Here is a 17,683-nt window from a genome sequence, read left to right as displayed (position 1 = left end):
AAATCAATTAACTTATAAAAAGGATTTTTAGTATAATGACTGGTAAAAATACGCTTCTTTTTGAAATATAGAAATTTAAACAGAAAAAAACGATTCCAGCTCCTGTAAGGTCTCTTTTGAGGTTTGAATATCTTTTACAACTTCTCCTTTATTCAAAGCTACAATTCTGTCACAAACCTCAACCGTATGTTGCAAATCATGACTGGAAACAAGAACAGTTACATTTGGATTTTCGGCTAATTCTTTAATAATTTTTTTTAATCGGCTAACTGTGGTCGGATCTAAATTGGCGAAAGGCTCATCGAGAATAATTACTTCAGGATTGCCAATAAGTGTGGCAATGATTCCAACTTTCTTCTGGTTTCCTTTTGATAAATCACGCAGGTATTTTTTGTTCTTTAAAATTTCACCATTAAAAAATTCTTCATGCTGTGCTAATAAAGCATCAACATCCGCTTTATTCTGATGACGTAAATCTCCGATAAAATAAAAATATTCTTCGGGTGTTAAATAACCGATCAGGAAACTTTCATCTAAAAATGAGCCTGTAAAAGATTTCCAGTTTTCATTTGTATTTACCTGAATATTATTACTTGTAATGTATCCTGTTGATGGCTGAATCAGGTCTAATAACAAACTGAAAAAAGTAGTTTTTCCTGCTCCGTTATTTCCCACAAGTCCAAAGCTTTGTCCTTTTGGAATTTCCAGGTTATTAATATTCAGGACTGTTGTTTCGTTATATTTTTTTGAAAGTTGATTTACTTGTATCATGGCAATTTTAGATTTTTGAATTAAGATTTTAGATTGGTCAATTAAGGCTAATTATCTAATTGACACATTTTCAAATTGACTAATTAGTTCTTCTGTTTGTAAGCACTGATCGTACTGTATTTTTCTATTTTATATCTTTTTTCAATAATAGAAAAAACAGTATTCCTAAATACAAAGCCTAAAACTCCTGCCCCGCCAACCAAAGTAAGTCCTAATGTTTTATTTCCGAAATGAAGTCCGATCCAATACAATAACAATGGAAGCAATAATTTTGGAAGCGTCAAAAGCATGGAGCTTATATTAAATGCTTTTTTATCTCCAAAAGCACCACTGGCATTACTTAAATCGATTGGTGTTTTCGTGAATGCGCCACCAAGAAGTACCAAATGTGAGTTGACTCCAATATTGTAAATGGCACCGGCAACAATTGTCAGATAAATTTCTATTCCGTAAAAAAGATAGAATGATGCTAAGATTGTAGAGATAAAAGTTGCAATAACAATCAGCCACCATTTTGAAGTGATGTATCCTCGATACGGAATATTTTGTGTCATCATCAATTGATAATAGGAACTGTCCCAACTTGGTACAAACTGGCCGAAAACAAATAAAAATCCGCCCGAAACAAATATTCCGGCAAAAATGTGCATAATTTCAGGCTGGTCCTTATTACCAAAAAAGATCAATCCGTAAAACAAAAAGAGAATACTCATGAAAATAGTTGTTTTCGATCTTTTGTTTCTTTTAATAAGCTTAATATCATTTTTAAGAAATGTTCCTAAAGTTCCAAATTGATTTAACCAGGTAAGATTTTCAGTTGTAGCAATATCTTCTTTTTTAGAAAGTCCCGCATCCAGAAATAAATTATTCTTAAAATATTTAAATGTAAAAGCATACAAACCGATTAAAACCAAAATCGGAATTAAAAACAACCCTTTTGTTTCATAAAACCCTTGAAAAACAGGCCCTGTGAAAGTCGTAATATCAAATAATTTATAATATTGTGCAGCTCCTAAAGCCAACGCAATTCCCAGGAAAATGACGAATAATTTATCAATATTGTTCAAAATAATATTCAAAAAATTATTGATATATACTATCGAAAAAGCAGCTATCAGCCAAAAAAGAATTCCCACAACATCATAACCTTCAATAATCAATACTATCGAAAAAGGAACAAAAAAAAGAGCGTGTGTCCAGTTAAAAAATGATATCGCGGTTTTGCCAAGAGAAAAATGGACAATAGTAGGTTTTTTGAAAGGCAGAACCAGTAACGGTTTTATATTCAATACCGGAATGGCCTGCATCAGCAAACGAACCACTAAATCTGATAAAAAATAATAAATCAAAAACTTATTGACGGTTATTAGCGGTTCAAGATTCATTTTCTTTAGGACATAAAACGCTCCTACTCCCATTGCAATAAAAATGAGGGAAAAATAGACCATCAAAAAACCTATCAAAATTTTCATTGCCAGATTGGCACCAAACGATGCCGATCTGGTAAAGGCTTTCCATTCAAGATAAATAAACTTTTTAATCATGGTTGTTTGGTTTTCAGTTTTGTAGTAAGAGATCAAATTTAACGAAACGTTACAAAAAAAGTTAAAAAAAATACTATAGTGCTTTTCAATTAGTTGCCGTTTGCTACTTTTGCATAAAATATCATACCATGCCTTCATTCTTAAAACTCATAATCAAAGAGGTAAAACGTGAAACTACAGATGCTGTTTCCATCCTTTTTAATGTTCCCGAAGAACTAAAACCTGACTATAAATTTATTGCAGGACAATATATAAATTTAAAATTAACCCTTGACAATCAGGAAATTCGTCGGGCATATTCCATTTGCTCAGGACCTGAAAGCGGTGAATTACGAATTGCAGTAAAAGCAGTTAAAAATGGTTTGTTTTCGCAATTTGCCAATACCAGATTAAAAGCCGGAGATGTTCTTGAAGTAGGTCATCCGGAAGGAAAATTTACTTTTGAACCGGATGCCGAAAGACAAAAAAACTACGCGGCTTTTGTTGCCGGAAGCGGAATTACGCCTGTACTTTCGATTATAAAATCGGTTTTAAAAAGCGAACCAAAAAGCACTTTTGTACTGGTTTACGGAAACAAGACTCCCGAAGAAACTATCTTTCATCAGGAGCTTCACGATTTGCAATTGAAATATGTAGGACGTTTTTTTATCCATTATGTATTTAGTCAGGCTAAAGCCGAAAATGCTTTATTTGGAAGAATCGACAAATCGGCCGTAAATTTTGTACTGAACAACAAACACAAAGAGATTTCTTTTGATAAGTTTTATTTGTGTGGTCCGGAAGAAATGATTAATACGGTTTCCGGAATTTTAAAAGAAAAAAATGTAAAAGAATCAGCTATTAAATTTGAACTTTTTACTTCTTCATCTCAGGAGCATGAAATAAAAACTTCATTAGAAGGACACACAAAAATCACTGTTTTGGTTGATGACGACGAAGTTACTTTTGAAATGTCTCAAAAACAAACCATTCTGGATGCAGCCCTAAAACAAGGAATTGATGCTCCCTACTCTTGCCAAGGCGGAATTTGCAGCAGCTGTCTTTGCCGTATAACTCAAGGTAGTGCCGAAATGACAAAAAATTCAATCTTAACTGATAAAGAAATTGCTGAAGGTTTGGTACTTAGTTGTCAGGCGCATCCAACTTCAGATACTATTTATGTTGATTTTGATGATGTATAATCGTTGAATCTCAAACTATAAAATTCCAAATTCCAACTTTAAAATTGAGATTTGGAATTTTTTTTGTTCTCTTTTTTAGACTTATTTTTTCTTAATTCAATCTCAAAATAAGCTTTTTCAGTAAATAAAAAAATTATATTTTACTATAAGAAGGCATTCCAAAAAAACATATCCTTTTGTTTTTTATTTTCTTCTTTATCCTCACCAAAGCTGAACCAATCCTTTGTTTTTTCTTCTATCAATGATTTTAGTTCAATTAATCCATAGCTTTTTTTGGCTGAAGTAGGCTTTATGTCAGATACGTTATTAATTTCTAAATCTATTTTCACGGCCATAAATGAGGTATACAATCTTGGTATTGTGAGTCCCAAAATCATACCTGGCAAACCATTTATCGAACATGGACCGCCGGAAATGGTTATATCATCAGTGTAAAAAGCAAATACATATACGCCATCAGTTCTTTTTCCTATAGCTTTCCGACAATTATAACCCGCTATTTCTCTATGTTCATTTGTGATTTGCCATTCTATTTTTTGTATACTGTCTGTTATTATAAAATTAGTTCCTACTATTTGTTTTTGCATGTTCATTTTTCCTGATACAAAATCATGATACCAGATGTTTTCTTCATCTGCCTCTTTTTGATGTTTTGGTATTCTTGTTTTCGGACTCCATCTGTTAAATTTATAAATGCTTTTGTTGTCTGCAAAAGTAAAAGTGAAATAGGATATTTTTAAGTCCGACAGGTTCTCTTTCATCATCTCGTCCCAACTGTCATTACTCATTGTTTTTTTGAGATTGGTATTTACCTCATATTCAATTACAGCTTTATCTACAAATTGTTGTGCTTTTGACGTAATTGTAAAGATTAGCGCTGCAATAAAAAAAAGTAGTGATTTCATAATCTGTGATTTATTGTTTTATCAGTCATTTGTAGTTAAATATCGATAAAATGATTTTTTAATATTTTATGCTGTTCATAAATTTCGAACAGTTTCATCATTATTTTTTTGCTCCGTCGTTGTTTTTAAAATTCCAGGTAAAGCCTACCATCGCATATCTTTTCAGCCTGTCATTTTGTTCCTCGCCTATCACATTTTCGTAAACATATCTTCTGATTCCTATATTTTGATTTAAAATATCACGCACCATAATATAAGCCGTAAATTCATCATTCTTGAAGGTACGCTGCAACCTGGCATTCCATAATTGATTGGTCAGATTGGTTTGAAAATCAACTGTCTTTTGGCGGGTATATAAACTGTAGTCTGTAGAAAGTTTCCATTTTTCCCAGAAATAAACTCCAATATCCAAATTTAGTTCGTTGGTATTAAATGATTTTACTTCATCATTTTGCGAGGTAGTATTTCTATTATTTGAAAAATTATTACTTAAACTAAACTCGTATTTCTTTTCTTTAAATTTGCTCAAATAAACTCTAAATCCAGAATTTAAATTTTTTGTATCGTTGATTTTGTTGTTAATACTAAGTACAGATTTGTTATAGTTTAGACTTGGATTTAGATTTACGTATAAATCTAATTTTTTAACCTTAAATCCATATCCAAAGTAAAAATTACCTGAAAAATTTCCGTTCGTATTAATAGGTGTGGTAATTGTTTTTGCACTTTCCGGATCAATGTCTTTGTTGTAAGAAATTAAATTGGAAGTCGTAGTAAAAGTAATATTTTGATAAAATTGCGATTCTGTCAAAATACTATAGGTGTTGTGAAATATGGATATTCTGTTTGTAAAGGATTGCTTTAAATCCGGATTACCTAAAAATTGATTAAAGAAATCCTGATTGTTTCTTAGAGGCTGAAGTTGATCTATAGTAGGCTGTCTTGTGGCACCTTCATAATTAAAACGTAAATTACTATTGCTTTTGTACTTATAAGAAAAGTTTGCCGTTGGAAAAAAGTTAGTGTAATGGCGTTCGTATTGCTTATTCAACGTTTGATCCTGCAAATCAAATGACGTGAAACCAAAACCGCTTCCAAAACTATAATTTATTTTTTTAGCATTATAGCTCAATTTTAGGTTAGGTCTGTGTGTTGTTATTGTTTGCCTGAACTGATTTGATAACGAGTTATCAATCAAATCATACTCACCTGTAACATCAGAATAATTATAGGTCAAATAATTGCTTTTACCTGTATTATGCGTAATCTGATAACCAAATTGCAATGCGAAATTTTTATTAAGTGGCTCTGTATAAGTAATATTTAATCCTAAGTTTTGATTTGTTTTTTCTCCTATCTTGTTTTGTTTGATCTCATCTTTTGAAGAAAATTCTCCTTCAATATAGCTGTCATTAAAAGATTTTAAAAAATTATCTGAATTTGTATCCAACATATTCCAACTGCCATTTATAGAAAATGTACGGCGTGGCTTTTTAAATTTATGTCTAAATAAAATATTGGCTAACAAAGATTGCTTGTCTGAATTTGTAATAAACGTTTTTTGCTGCTTGTTTTTTAATACTCCATTTCCTGTAGTGGTTCCATTACTGAATTCATCACTTTTTGTATCGTAAAAATTAGTTTTGGCAGTAAATTTTATAGAATTTAAAGAATCTAATTTTACATCATAAGTAGCATTTAACTTAAAGTTTCCTCTGTTTACATTGCTTACTGTCGATGTATTTTCGTTTAACTGAGTTTCACCTACTTGCGTTTGGGTATTCCTAATATTATTGTTAGTGTAAATTTGCTTATTATATTTTGGTGATAGATTCAGTGTTTGCTTGTCATTCCACTTGTTACTGTACTGCAATCCTGCATTCGTGTTTTTGATAAATCCGTTTTGAGTGTCAACATAAGGTTCTTCATCATTATTACCACCAGTCCATTCATAACTTACATTTCCATCGTCGTCCATATTCATACTTATATCATCGCGACCTCCAAACTTATCATTATCCTGCCAGCTAAGCCCATCCTGACCCGTGTTTCCGTTTAATAAAAAAGCGGATAATTTTCTTTTGCCCTTAAAACTGCTAACCATGGAATTGATGTTGTACCGCGAATCGGCATCAGAAAAAGGCTGATTTGCAGCATCAATTTTGCCAAAATAACCTTTCTTTTTATCTTCCTTTAATTTCAGGTTAATTGTCTTTTTTGTTTCGCCATCATCTATTCCTGTAAACTCAGCCTGATCACTTTTTTTATTAAAAACCTGTACTTCTTTTACAGCATCTGCCCTTAAGTTTTTAACCGCCATACCCGGATCATCTCCAAAAAATTCTTCGCCATCTACTAATACCTTTTCTACTGTTTCGCCCATGGCCTTTATGGTACCGTTTTTATCAACTTGTATACCGGGCAGCTTCTTTAGCAATTCTTCAACGTTTGCATTGGCATCCACTTTAAAATCACTTGCCCTGTAACTCGTGGTATCTCCTTTAACCCTAATGGAACCTGTTTTTATTATTATCTCTTTCAGCAGTTTCATTTTGCTTATTAAAGGAATTGTTCCAAGGTTTTTTTCACCCTCTTCAAGAATTATTGAGTCCAGATAATCGGCATATTGGCTGTGAGTTGTCATCAGGATGTAGTTTCCTGCTTTTATATTCTTCATACTAAATTTCCCCTCTTTGTCAGATCTGGTAAACTTGTATAAAATAGAGTCTTTGGGAGTTAATAAGGCAACAACTGAATTATAAATGGGAGTCTTTTCGCTTTCATTGGTTAAAACACCTGAAAGATTTGTTTTTTGAGAGAATGATGAAAAAGAGAATAAGAACAAAATTGCAATTGTTACTAGAATTTTTGGCATAAATAGTTTCGATTGTAATATTAAATATATTTTCAGCTTTTGTAAGACCTAACTCACAGCGGCCAAAGTAAATATATTTTAACATCATCTCGTTAAAGCTATTTGTTAAATAATTGATAAAATTATTCCTCCAAAAATGATACGTTACAACAAAGACAATTTTTAAGTTAATTATCTTGTTTCGTTTTAATTTTTTAACATTTTTAAGATAGATTCTACAGCTATAGTTCTCATCGCATCCTGATAACCTTCTACAATTTTATTTCCATAAACTGAAGTCGGCAGTTTCGGATATTGATTTCGGTCAGAAGTTAAAGCATTTTCCATGCTCTGATTGAAAGGTAAAAATCCGGCATATGGATGTGTGGCTCCCCAAAGCGTTACCACTTTTATACCCAGCATTGCAGCAATATGTGCATTTCCGGAATCCATAGAAAGCATAACATCCAGATTACTGATTAATTGTAATTCTTGCTGAAATTTAATTTTTCCGGCCGTGTTTATTACATTTTCAAACGGTTGAGAAAGTGAATCCAAAACTTCGACTTCTTTTTTGCCCCCGCCAAAAAGTAAAATAGTATACTCTTTATTTTCGGCTAATTTCACAATTATTTCCTGCATTAAATCCAAAGGATAAACCTTAGAATCGTATTGTGCAAAAGGTGCAATTCCGATTAATTTTTGATAATTTTCTCCAATTAAATCTGTAATTTCTGTATTTAAAACAGCTTTTTCAGGGAACTCAGGATTTGATAAATCTAAGGGAAAACCTAATGTTTCAAACACTTTAATATGTCTTTCAAACATGGTTGGCAGTTGTTTGAAAATTTTGTTTTCGGGACGGGTTAATTCTTTTTTCCCATCTCTACCTTTATCAACGGTTGCTCTTTTTTTTCCGCTTAAAGCGAAAAGCAAACTCACAATTTTAGATCGCAACACATTATGAAGATCTGCGAAAGCATCAATGTTAAGCTTTTTTAAATCTCTGAATAATCTCAATAGTCCCGGAAATCCTTTATGTCTTTCTTTTTCATCAAATGCAAAAAATTCCAGATTCGGAATTCCATCAAAAAAAGGTTTAAAAAATAGACGCGAAATGACCGTCAGTTTTACTGTTGGATATTGTTTTACGAAAGCGCGTAAAACAGGAACCGTCATGGCGACATCTCCCATTGCGGATAGTCTCATGACGGCTATATGTTTAATTTTGGTGGACAAGTCTGCCAAATTATTTTTTATTTTGATATAAAACCGGGTTCAGTTCATCATCATTGTACATTTTCATTTGTTTGTACACTTTCATGAATTTTTCTCCAGTTTCGATATCTGACAATAATTCTTCAATTGCTGTAGATAAATCTGTTCTTTGTTCTAAAAGGATATTTAGTTTTTCCTGACATTTATCTCTATGCTCCTGTGAAGCCTCTTCCCGTGTAGCTTCTTCATGCATGTGGTAAATTTTTAAAGCCAGAATAGATAATCTGTCAAATGCCCATGCCGGACTTTCAGAATTGATTTTTGCTCCGTCTTTTGCTTTTACATGACTGTATTTTTGTAAAAAATAACTATCAATATATTCCACCATATCAGTACGTTCCTGATTAGAGGCATCGATTTTTCTTTTTAAGGTTAAAGCAGCTACAGGATCAATTTGCGGATCACGGATTATGTCTTCATAATGCCATTGAACCGTATCAATCCAATTTTTTAAATACAATAAATGTTCGAATTTATCTTTCGGAAACGGATTGCTTATTGGTTGATCAACGCTATCAAACTGGTGATAATCTTTGATGCTTTGTTCGAAAACAGAATATGCTAATTTTGAAAACATGTTTTTATTTTTTAGAGTTACAAAGATACTTTTTATACTTTTATAGTGTCTAAAAAACGTTTAATTTTTCATTTCCCCTATAATAAGCATTTGATAATTCTAAAAATTCAATATGAAAATTCATTATATCTCTGAAAATAACAGCGTTCTAAATCATTTTTTAGGACAAATCAGAAGCGTAAATATTCAGAACGACAGTATGCGGTTTCGAAGAAATATTGAACGAATTGGCGAAATTATGGCTTATGAATTAAGCAAAAATCTTTCGTATAAAAACGTAGAAATCCAAACACCCCTTGGTATTAAAAAAACAACCGAAATTGAAAGTGATCTGGTTTTGTGTTCTATTTTACGAGCCGGATTACCGCTTCATAATGGTTTTTTAAATTATTTTGATTCTGCCGAAAATAGTTTTGTTTCAGCCTGTAGACACCATCCTAATAATGATGATGCTTTCGAAATTTTAGTAGAGTATCAGGCGCTTTCTAACCTAAACAATAAAACGGTTTTACTCCTTGATCCGATGCTGGCAACCGGTCAGTCTATTGTTGCAGTTCATGAAAAATTAGTTCAGAATGCTGTTCCAAAGGAAATTCATATTGCAGTTGTTATTGCTGCACCTGAAGGAGTTGCCTATCTTGAAAAAAATCTGCCAGAGAACTGTCATTTGTGGGTTGCTGCCCTGGACGAAAAATTAAACGGTAAAAATTATATTGTTCCAGGACTTGGCGATGCCGGCGATCTTGCTTACGGAAACAAATTATAACTGGGAAAAAAAAGTAAATAAACTACAACAGATAAGTACGTAAAATACAATTTCTTTATTTAGTTTTTGCTGCATATACTCAATATGACTCGAAGCCATAATAGTCAAAGGCGTAATACTGAACAATAATAAATCATTACTTTTATTTGGTGAAAGAATAAAAACAAAAACGGCTATAAAAAAACAAGCTATTACTTTTTTGTATGAAGTATGTACAATTTGTGGTCTGTTTGATAAGGTTGTTAACATTGAAACCAGAAAAAATAAAACTACTGCAACATAAATAGAAAACGCTCCGTTTTCGTAATTATTTTTAAAATAATCAATCCTTAAATCAATTACTGCCCTATCCTGAATAAATTTTATAGCGTCAAAATTGAACATTAAGGATGTCGTTACAAATAATAAGGCAACTCCCAAAAGGGCAATAAAAGGCAAAACCCAATTTCTATAATCTCTTGAAACGTGAAAAATAATGGATATGAAAACCAAAATTAAGAAAAGAATACACCAAAATTGAAATAACGAAGCCACTAAAATCCAAAATGAAGCATCAAATATTTTTTCTTTAGAAGCTTTTAATGACTGTAATGAAATCAGCCTGCGAAGTGCCAATAACAGAAAAAAGTTAGCGTATATGACGTTTGGATTAGTGAATATGGTCGGGAAAAACAATAGAAGCAATAAATAGAAAAATATCGCGTATCCATTGTCCTTGTTAAGCCCATTCTTTTTAACGATGAAATTTATCAGGAAAAAAGAAGCAAGTACAAAGCATAATAAACTTATTTTTTCAAACGCTGAAAAATAAGAACTCATCCATGATGGTTCCTGAATTTGAAACAGAAAAAAGAAAACCAGTATTAAAATTACAACCAAAGAATAATTTAATGGTGTAGATTTTTTAAAAACACTTGTTATCATAAGGATATTTTATACTTTTGTGACTGTAAATATAATACTTGTTTAAAAAAGGAAAACCAACAAGTTGAAAAAGATTCTTTCGAATTTGATTCAATGCGTTAAAAACAATAATAACATATAATTTTATAAATTATGACAGCTTTTTTCGAAGGAATTCAATACTTATTTGTTAACATTTTGTTTGCTCCACTTGACTTTTTACGTCGTTTGGAATTGATTACATGGTTTGGTGCAAACACTATCAACTGGATTTTCATGATTATCTGTTCTGCAGCAATCGTATATTGGATTAAACAATTACGCATTTTTGATGATGCCGGAACAGAAAACCAGGATACAACAGCTCATTCATTTTTAAAATAAAAACCAAACCCTTTAATTAAAAAGGGCTGGTGAAATTTATTTTTAAATTAAATCGAAGCCGATATCTTTTCTAAAATACATCTTATCAAAGCTTAGTTTATCTATGTTTTGGTAAGATTTTTTTATGGCCTCCTGGAAATTATCTCCGTATGATGTTACTGCAATTACACGCCCTCCATTAGTAACGACATTTTCGCCATCTAATTTTGTTCCTGCGTGAAAAACTATCGAATCTGTAATATTTTCTAAACCTGTAATCACTTTTCCTTTTTCGAAATCTTCAGGATATCCACCAGAAACTAACATTACGGTTGTAGCACTTCTAGGGTCAACCTCTAAATTAAAATCGCCTAATTTCTGATCTGCAACAGACAAAAATAATTCCACTAAATCTGATTTTAATCTTGGAACCACAACTTCAGTTTCCGGGTCTCCCATTCTCACATTGTACTCAATAACGATTGGCTCATTTTTCACATTGATCAAACCAATAAATACAAAACCTTTGTATTCAATTCCGTCTTTTTGGAAACCTTCGATTGTTGGTTTTACAATACGGGTTTCAATTTTTTCCATCAAAACAGCATCTACGTAAGGAACCGGAGAAACGGCTCCCATTCCTCCTGTATTTAAACCTGTATCTCCTTCTCCAATTCTTTTGTAATCTTTTGCTGTTGGAAGAATTTTATAATTTTTCCCATCAGTTAAAACGAAACAGCTCAATTCGATTCCGTCCAAAAATTCTTCAATAACAACTTTTGAACTTGCTGCTCCAAATTTAGCATGAACAAGCATATTGCGTAATTCTGTTTTTGCTTCTTCAAGATCGTGAATAATCAAAACTCCTTTTCCTGCTGCTAATCCGTCTGCTTTTAAAACGTATGGTGGCTCTAAAGTTTCCAAAAACTCGCATCCTTTCTCCACTGTTTCGGCAGTAAAACTGTCATAAGCAGCAGTTGGAATGTTATGTTTCATCAGGAATTCTTTTGCAAATTCTTTACTTCCTTCTAATTGTGCACCCAATTTTGATGGTCCAATAACCGGGATGTATTTTAAACTTTCGTCATTTTTAAAATAATCGTAAATACCTTTTACCAATGGATCTTCAGGTCCTACGACTACTAAACTTATATTTTCTTTAAGTACTAATGCTTTTATGGCTTCAAAATCTGTTGGAGAAATTGCAACATTTTCGGCAATTGCAGCAGTTCCTGCATTTCCAGGTACTACAAAAAGTTTTTCGCAAAGCGGACTCTGAGTCATTTTCCATGCAAATGCATGCTCCCTTCCGCCTGATCCCAATAGTAAAATTGTCATGGTGTAGTTGTATTTAGTTGTGGTGCAAAAATACTTGCTTTTGTACGTAAAAAATAATTAAATCTTTAAAAAGTTGCTGGTACTGCCCTATTAGTAATTCCTAAACATTATTTTTGACGAAAATTATGCTGAAAATGATTCGCCTTTTTGATATTTCGCTTCAATTAAATGGTTTTCCGATAAAGAAAGCCAAAGCTGAATTGGATAAAATTGTTCATTTTTCTAAAGAAGAATTTGCTTCATTTCTTGAAAACAAAAAAGCAGAGATTGTTGATTTTCATCTCAAAAACAATTCATTTTACAGCGAATTAGCAGGAAATACAACAGCTCAAAGTTGGGAAAATCTTCCGGTTTTAAACAAACAAAATTTACAAAAACCACTTGAAGAAAGACTTTCAAAAGGGTATTCCAAAAAAAATATTTACCTCAACAAAACGTCCGGATCAAGCGGAACGCCTTTTGTTTTTGCTAAAGATAAATATTCGCACGCCTTAACATGGGCATCAAATATTATGCGTTTTGGATGGTTCGGAATTGATTTTAATCATTCGTATCAGGCACGATTTTATGGAATTCCAATGGATTTTATTGGATATCAAAAAGAACGTTTCAAGGATTTTTTAACGCATCGTTATCGTTTTCCGGTTTTTGATTTATCTGATGAAATTCTGGAAAATTTTCTGCAGAAATTCAAAACCAAAAAATTTGATTACCTCAACGGATACACCAGTTCTATTGTTTTATTTGCTAAATATTTAGAACAGAAAAATATTTTTTTAAATCAAATTTGTCCCACTCTAAAAGCTTGTTTTGTTACTTCGGAAATGCTTTTTGAAACAGATAAAAAACTGCTTGAAAAACAATTCGGAATTCCAATCATTAGTGAATACGGTGCATCTGAATTGGATTTGATTGCTTTTGAAAATCCACAAGGCGAATGGCAGATTAATGCAGAAACGCTTTTTGTGGAGATTTTAGATGAAAACAATAATCCTGTTCCACATGGAACAGAAGGAAAAATTGTGATTACATCCTTATTCAACAAAGCAAACCCTTTTATTCGATATGAAATTGGAGATATTGGAATTTTGGATGAAAAAAGCACACCGCAAAAACCAATTCTGAAAAAATTAATTGGAAGAACTAATGATGTTGCAATTCTTCCAAGCGGGAAAAAATCCCCAGGTTTGACGTTCTATTATGTAACCAAAAGTATTATTGAAGACGATGGAAACGTGAAAGAATTTATCATCAAACAAACCAAATTAGATACTTTTGAAATTGAATATGTTGCTGAAAAAGGTTTAACTTCAAAACAAATTCAAAGTATAAGAGAAGCCATCTATTTGTATCTCGAACCCAATTTGAATTTTACATTTACCCGAAAATTAGTTTTAGAAAGAACCAATCGTGGGAAACTAAAACAGTTTAAATCTTATATTTAAAATAAATAAAATCTTACATTTGTTTTTCAATTAAAAACTTATGGACGATCAACCTTTACTTTCTGAAGAAACAATTTCTGATAAAATATATTTTATTCGTGGTCAAAAAGTGATGCTTGATCGTGATCTTGCCTTACTTTATGGAATAGAGACTAAAGTTTTAAAACAATCTGTTAAAAGAAATATTTCCAGATTTCCTGAAGATTTTATGTTTGAACTTACTAAATCAGAGTTTGAAAATTGGAGGTCACAAATTGTGACCTCCAATTCTGACAAGATGGGTTTACGTTATGCTCCGATGGCTTTTACCGAACATGGTATATTAATGCTTTCAAGCATTTTAAAAAGCGACAAAGCAATTCAAACCAATATTTAAATTATGCGTATTTTCACCAAAGTGAGACAAATGCTTTTGGATACAACTGAAATTAAAGTTGATATTCTACAGATTCAAAAGAAATTGGAGAATCATGATAAAAATATAGAATTGGTTTTCTCCTATTTGGATGAATTGACTGAGAAAAAAGAAAACGAAAGAGTAAAAATTGGATATAAAAAATAATTGGAGGTCACAAATTGCGACTTCCAAGATTCCTAAATATTCTTTATATATCGAGGCTTTATAATTAACTGTGTGAATAAAAATCGAGCCATCAACAAAACAGAAAACACAAAATTAAATTCATGAAATTCTCGATAAACACCAAAATTGTGTTTGATCAGTTTGAATTTTGAGGATGAAACGGAGTTTTCCCTTATTCTGTAAAATGCCAAAGATTCCGGGAATGGTTTTGCAATTTTAATTTGTTTTAAAATTGTAAGCCATATTCTCCAGTCTTGTCTTTTTTGTGACGTTTCCAGAATAATTTTTCCAAAATAATCTGCATCATAAATTGCTGTCAAATTGCCTACATAGTTACAAAAAAACAATTGTTTATAGGTTAACGGATTTGGTGATTCAACTCTTCTGTTTAAATTATTTCCTTCTTCATCAATTGAATCGTAAAAACTAAAAGTAAAATGCTGATGATTCGTTTTTAAAAATTGTATTTGTTTTTCTAACTTCTCGGGAAACCATAAATCATCGGCATCTAAGTAGGCAATATATTTTCCACTTGCTTTTTCTAATGCGGCGTTTCTGGCAAAACCGTTTCCTCGATTTTCTGGTAATTTAAACAATTTTATTCGACTGTCTTTTTGAGCAAATTTTTCAATTATTGCAACTGTATTATCTGTTGAAGCATCATCAGCCAAAATCATTTCCCAGTTTTGATAACTTTGATTCACTACAGATTGCAGCGTTTCCCGAATGTATTTTTCGGCATTATATGTAGGTGTTATGATAGAAACTAACTCACTCATCAATATGCTTTTTCATCACCTTTAATAATATGGTAAATCGTAATTATAATAATTTTCAAGTCTAATAAAATTGACCAGTTTTCGATATAAAAAATATCATATTTTACACGGTTTATAATATCATAATCCGTTTCGATTTCTCCTCTGAAACCTTTTGTCTGCGCTAAACCGGTAATGCCTGGTTTTATAAAATGACGTACCATAAATTTATCTACTTTAAGTACATATTCCTGATTATAAATTACCATATGCGGCCGGGGGCCAACTACTGACATATCTCCAATCAAAACATTTAAAAACTGAGGCAGTTCATCAATACTGGTTTTTCTGATAAACTTTCCAATTTTAGTAACTCTCGGGTCATTTTTAGAGACCTGATTTGTATAGATTTCATCATTCATTTCCATTGATCGAAATTTATAACAATTGAATTCCTTGTTATTAAGTCCATTACGTTTCTGCTTTAATAAAGCAGGTCCTTTTGATTCCAGTTTTATTAAAATTCCCAGAATTGGAAGTACCCATGAAAGTACTCCTAAAATGATTACTATTGAAAAAATAATGTCAAAAGTTCGTTTCATTATTTTATACAAATTTTCATCTAATCGAATACTTCTAAGTGCAATTACAGGAATGTAATCATAATATTCTAAGATAAAATTTCTAAAAAATATTTGATTTCCTTCCGGTATGAATTTCAATGTCTTTAAATTACTATCCGCAAAATCAATAATTTCATTCATCTGATCCTGAGACAAACCAATCGTTGAACAATACATTTCATCCATTCCTCTATTCAGAACGAATTCAAGCATTTGTACTATATGTTCTGGTTTTACTTCTTCGAATTCAAAAACATGGATCAATTCATATCCATAATCAGGATTTTCTGTAAAAAAATGTTTTAACGGAGCAGTACTTGTTTTGTTACCAAACAAAACAACTCTTCGATGGTTTCCTCCATAAACAACTCTATATGTCTGAAGAAAATAATAGATTGAAAATTTTATGAATAAAATCAGAATAAAAATAAACCATAAATAAAACAATAAAGTTCTAAAACTGGTTTCATCAGCATAAAAGAATGCCAGTGCAAAAACAACAAATCCAAATAAACAGGCTTGTTTTAAGGCACAATTTAAAATCGTTATAACTTTAGTATAACGATATACTTCGTAAAAACCTAAATCTGAAGCAATCCCAATCCAGCCTAAATTTAATACAAATAAAAATAAAATATTATCGACAGGAAAACGTGCAATATAAACCGCAAAAAAATTGATAATAAGCAAATCAATCAAATAGGAGAACGGACGGATATAGCCTGAATATTTTCCTGTTTTTGTCCGCATTATTTTATATAATTTGAAAAATCTTTATGCTCCTCTTTTGAAAGCTCTTCTTTTGACAGCGATTTAAAATAATCATAGGTAATTTTCATTCCCTCAGCTCTGTTTACCTTAGCTTCCCAGCCCAATAATTCTTTTGCTTTGGATGTATCCGGCTGACGCTGTAAAGGATCATTTATTGGTAATGGATGGTACACTACTTTTTGATTAGTCCCCGTAAGTTTTATAATTTCCTCAGCAAAATCTTTGATTGTAATCTCGTCCGGATTTCCAATATTTACCGGATATACATAATCTGAATGCAATAATCTGAAGATTCCCTCGACCTGATCATCTACATAACAAAATGAGCGGGTTTGCATTCCGTCTCCAAAAATGGTTAAATCTTCTCCACGAAGTGCCTGCCCTATAAAAGCCGGAATTACACGGCCGTCATTAAGACGCATTCTTGGACCGTAGGTATTAAAAATACGAACTATTCTGGTTTCGACCCCATGAAAAGTATGATACGCCATTGTGATTGATTCCTGAAAACGTTTGGCCTCATCGTAAACTCCTCGTGGCCCAATTGTGTTTACATTTCCGTAGTATTCTTCTGTTTGTGGGTGAACTAAAGGATCTCCATATACTTCAGAAGTTGAAGCAATCAAAATCCTTGCTTTTTTGACACGAGCCAATCCTAATAAATTGTGGGTTCCTAAAGATCCAACTTTTAAGGTTTGGATTGGAATTTTTAAATAATCTATTGGGCTTGCAGGCGAAGCAAAGTGCAAAATATAATCTAATTCTCCCGGAATATGAACAAATTTTGTAATGTCATGATGGTAAAACTCAAAATGCTCTAATTTGAACAAATGTTCAATATTTTTAAGATCTCCGGTAATCAGATTATCCATTCCGATAACATAATAACCCTCCTTGATAAATCTATCGCACAAATGTGATCCTAAAAATCCTGCGGCACCTGTAATAAGTATTCTTTTCATATTAATTTGTTTCCGGAAGCAAATTTACTTTTTTCAATTCTATAAAATGACTATTTGTTAT

Annotated in this window: 17 protein-coding genes; 6 read left to right on the top strand and 11 right to left on the bottom strand. The window is 31.8% G+C overall.

The features are described 5' to 3' along the window. Positions 1 to 75: 75 nt before the first annotated feature. Positions 76 to 771 carry an ABC transporter ATP-binding protein gene (locus DMB68_RS09535; protein ID WP_110346464.1) on the bottom strand — a complete coding sequence of 232 codons (696 nt, stop codon included), beginning with the start codon at positions 769 to 771 and terminating at the stop codon, positions 76 to 78. A gap of 83 nt (positions 772 to 854) precedes the next feature. Continuing rightward, positions 855 to 2,315, bottom strand: a complete 1,461-nt coding sequence (locus DMB68_RS09530) for a DUF5687 family protein (protein WP_110346463.1) — start codon at positions 2,313 to 2,315, stop codon at positions 855 to 857. Between the two features lie 128 nt (positions 2,316 to 2,443). On the opposite strand from DMB68_RS09530, the gene DMB68_RS09525 reads away from it, so the two are divergent. Then, positions 2,444 to 3,496, top strand: coding sequence for a ferredoxin--NADP reductase (locus DMB68_RS09525; RefSeq protein WP_110346462.1), 1,053 nt, complete (start codon positions 2,444 to 2,446; stop codon positions 3,494 to 3,496). Between the two features lie 143 nt (positions 3,497 to 3,639). Here DMB68_RS09525 and DMB68_RS09520 read toward each other — a convergent pair whose 3' ends face one another. The 4 genes from DMB68_RS09520 to DMB68_RS09505 form a co-directional block, all read right to left on the bottom strand. After that, positions 3,640 to 4,401, bottom strand: a complete 762-nt coding sequence (locus DMB68_RS09520; protein WP_110346461.1) for a GLPGLI family protein — start codon at positions 4,399 to 4,401, stop codon at positions 3,640 to 3,642. Positions 4,402 to 4,501: 100 nt separating this feature from the next. Continuing rightward, positions 4,502 to 7,276: an outer membrane beta-barrel protein gene (locus DMB68_RS09515; RefSeq protein WP_110346460.1), complete on the bottom strand. Its 2,775-nt coding sequence runs from the start codon at positions 7,274 to 7,276 to the stop codon at positions 4,502 to 4,504. 186 nt (positions 7,277 to 7,462) lie between these two features. After that, positions 7,463 to 8,464, bottom strand: coding sequence for a glycosyltransferase family 9 protein (locus DMB68_RS09510; RefSeq protein ID WP_110346459.1), 1,002 nt, complete (start codon positions 8,462 to 8,464; stop codon positions 7,463 to 7,465). A gap of 40 nt (positions 8,465 to 8,504) precedes the next feature. Beyond that, positions 8,505 to 9,110, bottom strand: coding sequence for a DUF4254 domain-containing protein (locus DMB68_RS09505; RefSeq protein WP_110346458.1), 606 nt, complete (start codon positions 9,108 to 9,110; stop codon positions 8,505 to 8,507). A gap of 112 nt (positions 9,111 to 9,222) precedes the next feature. On the opposite strand from DMB68_RS09505, the gene upp reads away from it, so the two are divergent. After that, entirely contained in the window at positions 9,223 to 9,876 is a 654-nt protein-coding gene (upp, locus tag DMB68_RS09500; protein WP_110346457.1) for a uracil phosphoribosyltransferase, read from the top strand. On the opposite strand, the gene DMB68_RS09495 is transcribed toward upp, so the two are convergent. Continuing rightward, on the bottom strand, positions 9,871 to 10,800 hold the full coding sequence (locus tag DMB68_RS09495) for a DUF6427 family protein (RefSeq protein ID WP_110346456.1): 930 nt from the start codon (positions 10,798 to 10,800) through the stop codon (positions 9,871 to 9,873). The two genes, upp and DMB68_RS09495, sit on opposite strands and share 6 nt — an antisense overlap. Positions 10,801 to 10,932: 132 nt before the next feature. Here DMB68_RS09495 and DMB68_RS09490 point away from each other — a divergent pair, with 132 nt between their 5' ends. Continuing rightward, complete coding sequence (locus tag DMB68_RS09490) at positions 10,933 to 11,163, top strand: DUF6341 family protein (protein WP_025571310.1); 231 nt, start codon at positions 10,933 to 10,935, stop codon at positions 11,161 to 11,163. A gap of 42 nt (positions 11,164 to 11,205) precedes the next feature. Here the strand turns inward: DMB68_RS09490 and purD are convergent, their stop codons facing one another. Continuing rightward, positions 11,206 to 12,480, bottom strand: a complete 1,275-nt coding sequence (gene purD, locus DMB68_RS09485; protein ID WP_110346455.1) for a phosphoribosylamine--glycine ligase — start codon at positions 12,478 to 12,480, stop codon at positions 11,206 to 11,208. A 134-nt stretch (positions 12,481 to 12,614) separates the two neighbouring features. On the opposite strand from purD, the gene DMB68_RS09480 reads away from it, so the two are divergent. Genes DMB68_RS09480 through DMB68_RS23660 form a run of 3 tightly spaced genes read left to right on the top strand, consistent with a single transcriptional unit; the run spans position 12,615 to position 14,487 of the window. Continuing rightward, positions 12,615 to 13,925 carry a phenylacetate--CoA ligase family protein gene (locus DMB68_RS09480; protein WP_110346454.1) on the top strand — a complete coding sequence of 437 codons (1,311 nt, stop codon included), beginning with the start codon at positions 12,615 to 12,617 and terminating at the stop codon, positions 13,923 to 13,925. 40 nt (positions 13,926 to 13,965) lie between these two features. Then, positions 13,966 to 14,301 carry an ORF6N domain-containing protein gene (locus DMB68_RS23665; RefSeq protein WP_231131634.1) on the top strand — a complete coding sequence of 112 codons (336 nt, stop codon included), beginning with the start codon at positions 13,966 to 13,968 and terminating at the stop codon, positions 14,299 to 14,301. 3 nt (positions 14,302 to 14,304) lie between these two features. Next, the gene (locus tag DMB68_RS23660; RefSeq protein WP_231131633.1) at positions 14,305 to 14,487 is read left to right on the top strand and encodes a hypothetical protein; all 183 of its coding nucleotides are present in this window, start codon (positions 14,305 to 14,307) and stop codon (positions 14,485 to 14,487) included. Between the two features lie 32 nt (positions 14,488 to 14,519). On the opposite strand, the gene DMB68_RS09470 is transcribed toward DMB68_RS23660, so the two are convergent. The 3 genes from DMB68_RS09470 to DMB68_RS09460 are packed head-to-tail and all read right to left on the bottom strand — an operon-like array spanning position 14,520 to position 17,622. Next, on the bottom strand, positions 14,520 to 15,287 hold the full coding sequence (locus tag DMB68_RS09470; RefSeq protein WP_110346453.1) for a glycosyltransferase family 2 protein: 768 nt from the start codon (positions 15,285 to 15,287) through the stop codon (positions 14,520 to 14,522). Beyond that, positions 15,287 to 16,639 (bottom strand): exopolysaccharide biosynthesis polyprenyl glycosylphosphotransferase, encoded by a 1,353-nt coding sequence (locus DMB68_RS09465; RefSeq protein ID WP_110346452.1) that lies wholly within the window; start codon positions 16,637 to 16,639, stop codon positions 15,287 to 15,289. The genes DMB68_RS09470 and DMB68_RS09465 overlap by 1 nt, the downstream gene beginning before the upstream one ends. Further along, positions 16,639 to 17,622 (bottom strand): UDP-glucuronic acid decarboxylase family protein, encoded by a 984-nt coding sequence (locus DMB68_RS09460; protein ID WP_110346451.1) that lies wholly within the window; start codon positions 17,620 to 17,622, stop codon positions 16,639 to 16,641. Before DMB68_RS09460 ends, DMB68_RS09465 begins: the two co-directional genes overlap by 1 nt. Positions 17,623 to 17,683: the final 61 nt, after the last annotated feature.

Origin of the sequence: Flavobacterium hydrophilum (assembly GCF_003202405.1) — a bacterium.
GTDB classification, from domain to species: domain Bacteria; phylum Bacteroidota; class Bacteroidia; order Flavobacteriales; family Flavobacteriaceae; genus Flavobacterium; species Flavobacterium hydrophilum.
Note: the sequence above shows the minus strand (reverse complement) of the source record. Positions and strands in the feature narration are given on the sequence as shown.

What these genes read in the sequence shown, in the direction of transcription:
- upp (WP_110346457.1), top strand. Translation starts at nt 9,223, where the DNA reads ATGAAAATTCATTATATCTCTGAAAATAACAGCGTTCTAAATCATTTT.
- purD (WP_110346455.1), bottom strand. Translation starts at nt 12,480, where the DNA reads ATGACAATTTTACTATTGGGATCAGGCGGAAGGGAGCATGCATTTGCA.
- DMB68_RS09505 (WP_110346458.1), bottom strand. Translation starts at nt 9,110, where the DNA reads ATGTTTTCAAAATTAGCATATTCTGTTTTCGAACAAAGCATCAAAGAT.
- DMB68_RS09520 (WP_110346461.1), bottom strand. Translation starts at nt 4,401, where the DNA reads ATGAAATCACTACTTTTTTTTATTGCAGCGCTAATCTTTACAATTACG.
- DMB68_RS09495 (WP_110346456.1), bottom strand. Translation starts at nt 10,800, where the DNA reads ATGATAACAAGTGTTTTTAAAAAATCTACACCATTAAATTATTCTTTG.
- DMB68_RS09460 (WP_110346451.1), bottom strand. Translation starts at nt 17,622, where the DNA reads ATGAAAAGAATACTTATTACAGGTGCCGCAGGATTTTTAGGATCACAT.
- DMB68_RS09510 (WP_110346459.1), bottom strand. Translation starts at nt 8,464, where the DNA reads ATGAGACTATCCGCAATGGGAGATGTCGCCATGACGGTTCCTGTTTTA.
- DMB68_RS23665 (WP_231131634.1), top strand. Translation starts at nt 13,966, where the DNA reads ATGGACGATCAACCTTTACTTTCTGAAGAAACAATTTCTGATAAAATA.
- DMB68_RS09490 (WP_025571310.1), top strand. Translation starts at nt 10,933, where the DNA reads ATGACAGCTTTTTTCGAAGGAATTCAATACTTATTTGTTAACATTTTG.
- DMB68_RS09535 (WP_110346464.1), bottom strand. Translation starts at nt 771, where the DNA reads ATGATACAAGTAAATCAACTTTCAAAAAAATATAACGAAACAACAGTC.
- DMB68_RS09465 (WP_110346452.1), bottom strand. Translation starts at nt 16,639, where the DNA reads ATGCGGACAAAAACAGGAAAATATTCAGGCTATATCCGTCCGTTCTCC.
- DMB68_RS09515 (WP_110346460.1), bottom strand. Translation starts at nt 7,276, where the DNA reads ATGCCAAAAATTCTAGTAACAATTGCAATTTTGTTCTTATTCTCTTTT.
- DMB68_RS09525 (WP_110346462.1), top strand. Translation starts at nt 2,444, where the DNA reads ATGCCTTCATTCTTAAAACTCATAATCAAAGAGGTAAAACGTGAAACT.
- DMB68_RS09480 (WP_110346454.1), top strand. Translation starts at nt 12,615, where the DNA reads ATGATTCGCCTTTTTGATATTTCGCTTCAATTAAATGGTTTTCCGATA.
- DMB68_RS09470 (WP_110346453.1), bottom strand. Translation starts at nt 15,287, where the DNA reads ATGAGTGAGTTAGTTTCTATCATAACACCTACATATAATGCCGAAAAA.
- DMB68_RS09530 (WP_110346463.1), bottom strand. Translation starts at nt 2,315, where the DNA reads ATGATTAAAAAGTTTATTTATCTTGAATGGAAAGCCTTTACCAGATCG.
- DMB68_RS23660 (WP_231131633.1), top strand. Translation starts at nt 14,305, where the DNA reads ATGCGTATTTTCACCAAAGTGAGACAAATGCTTTTGGATACAACTGAA.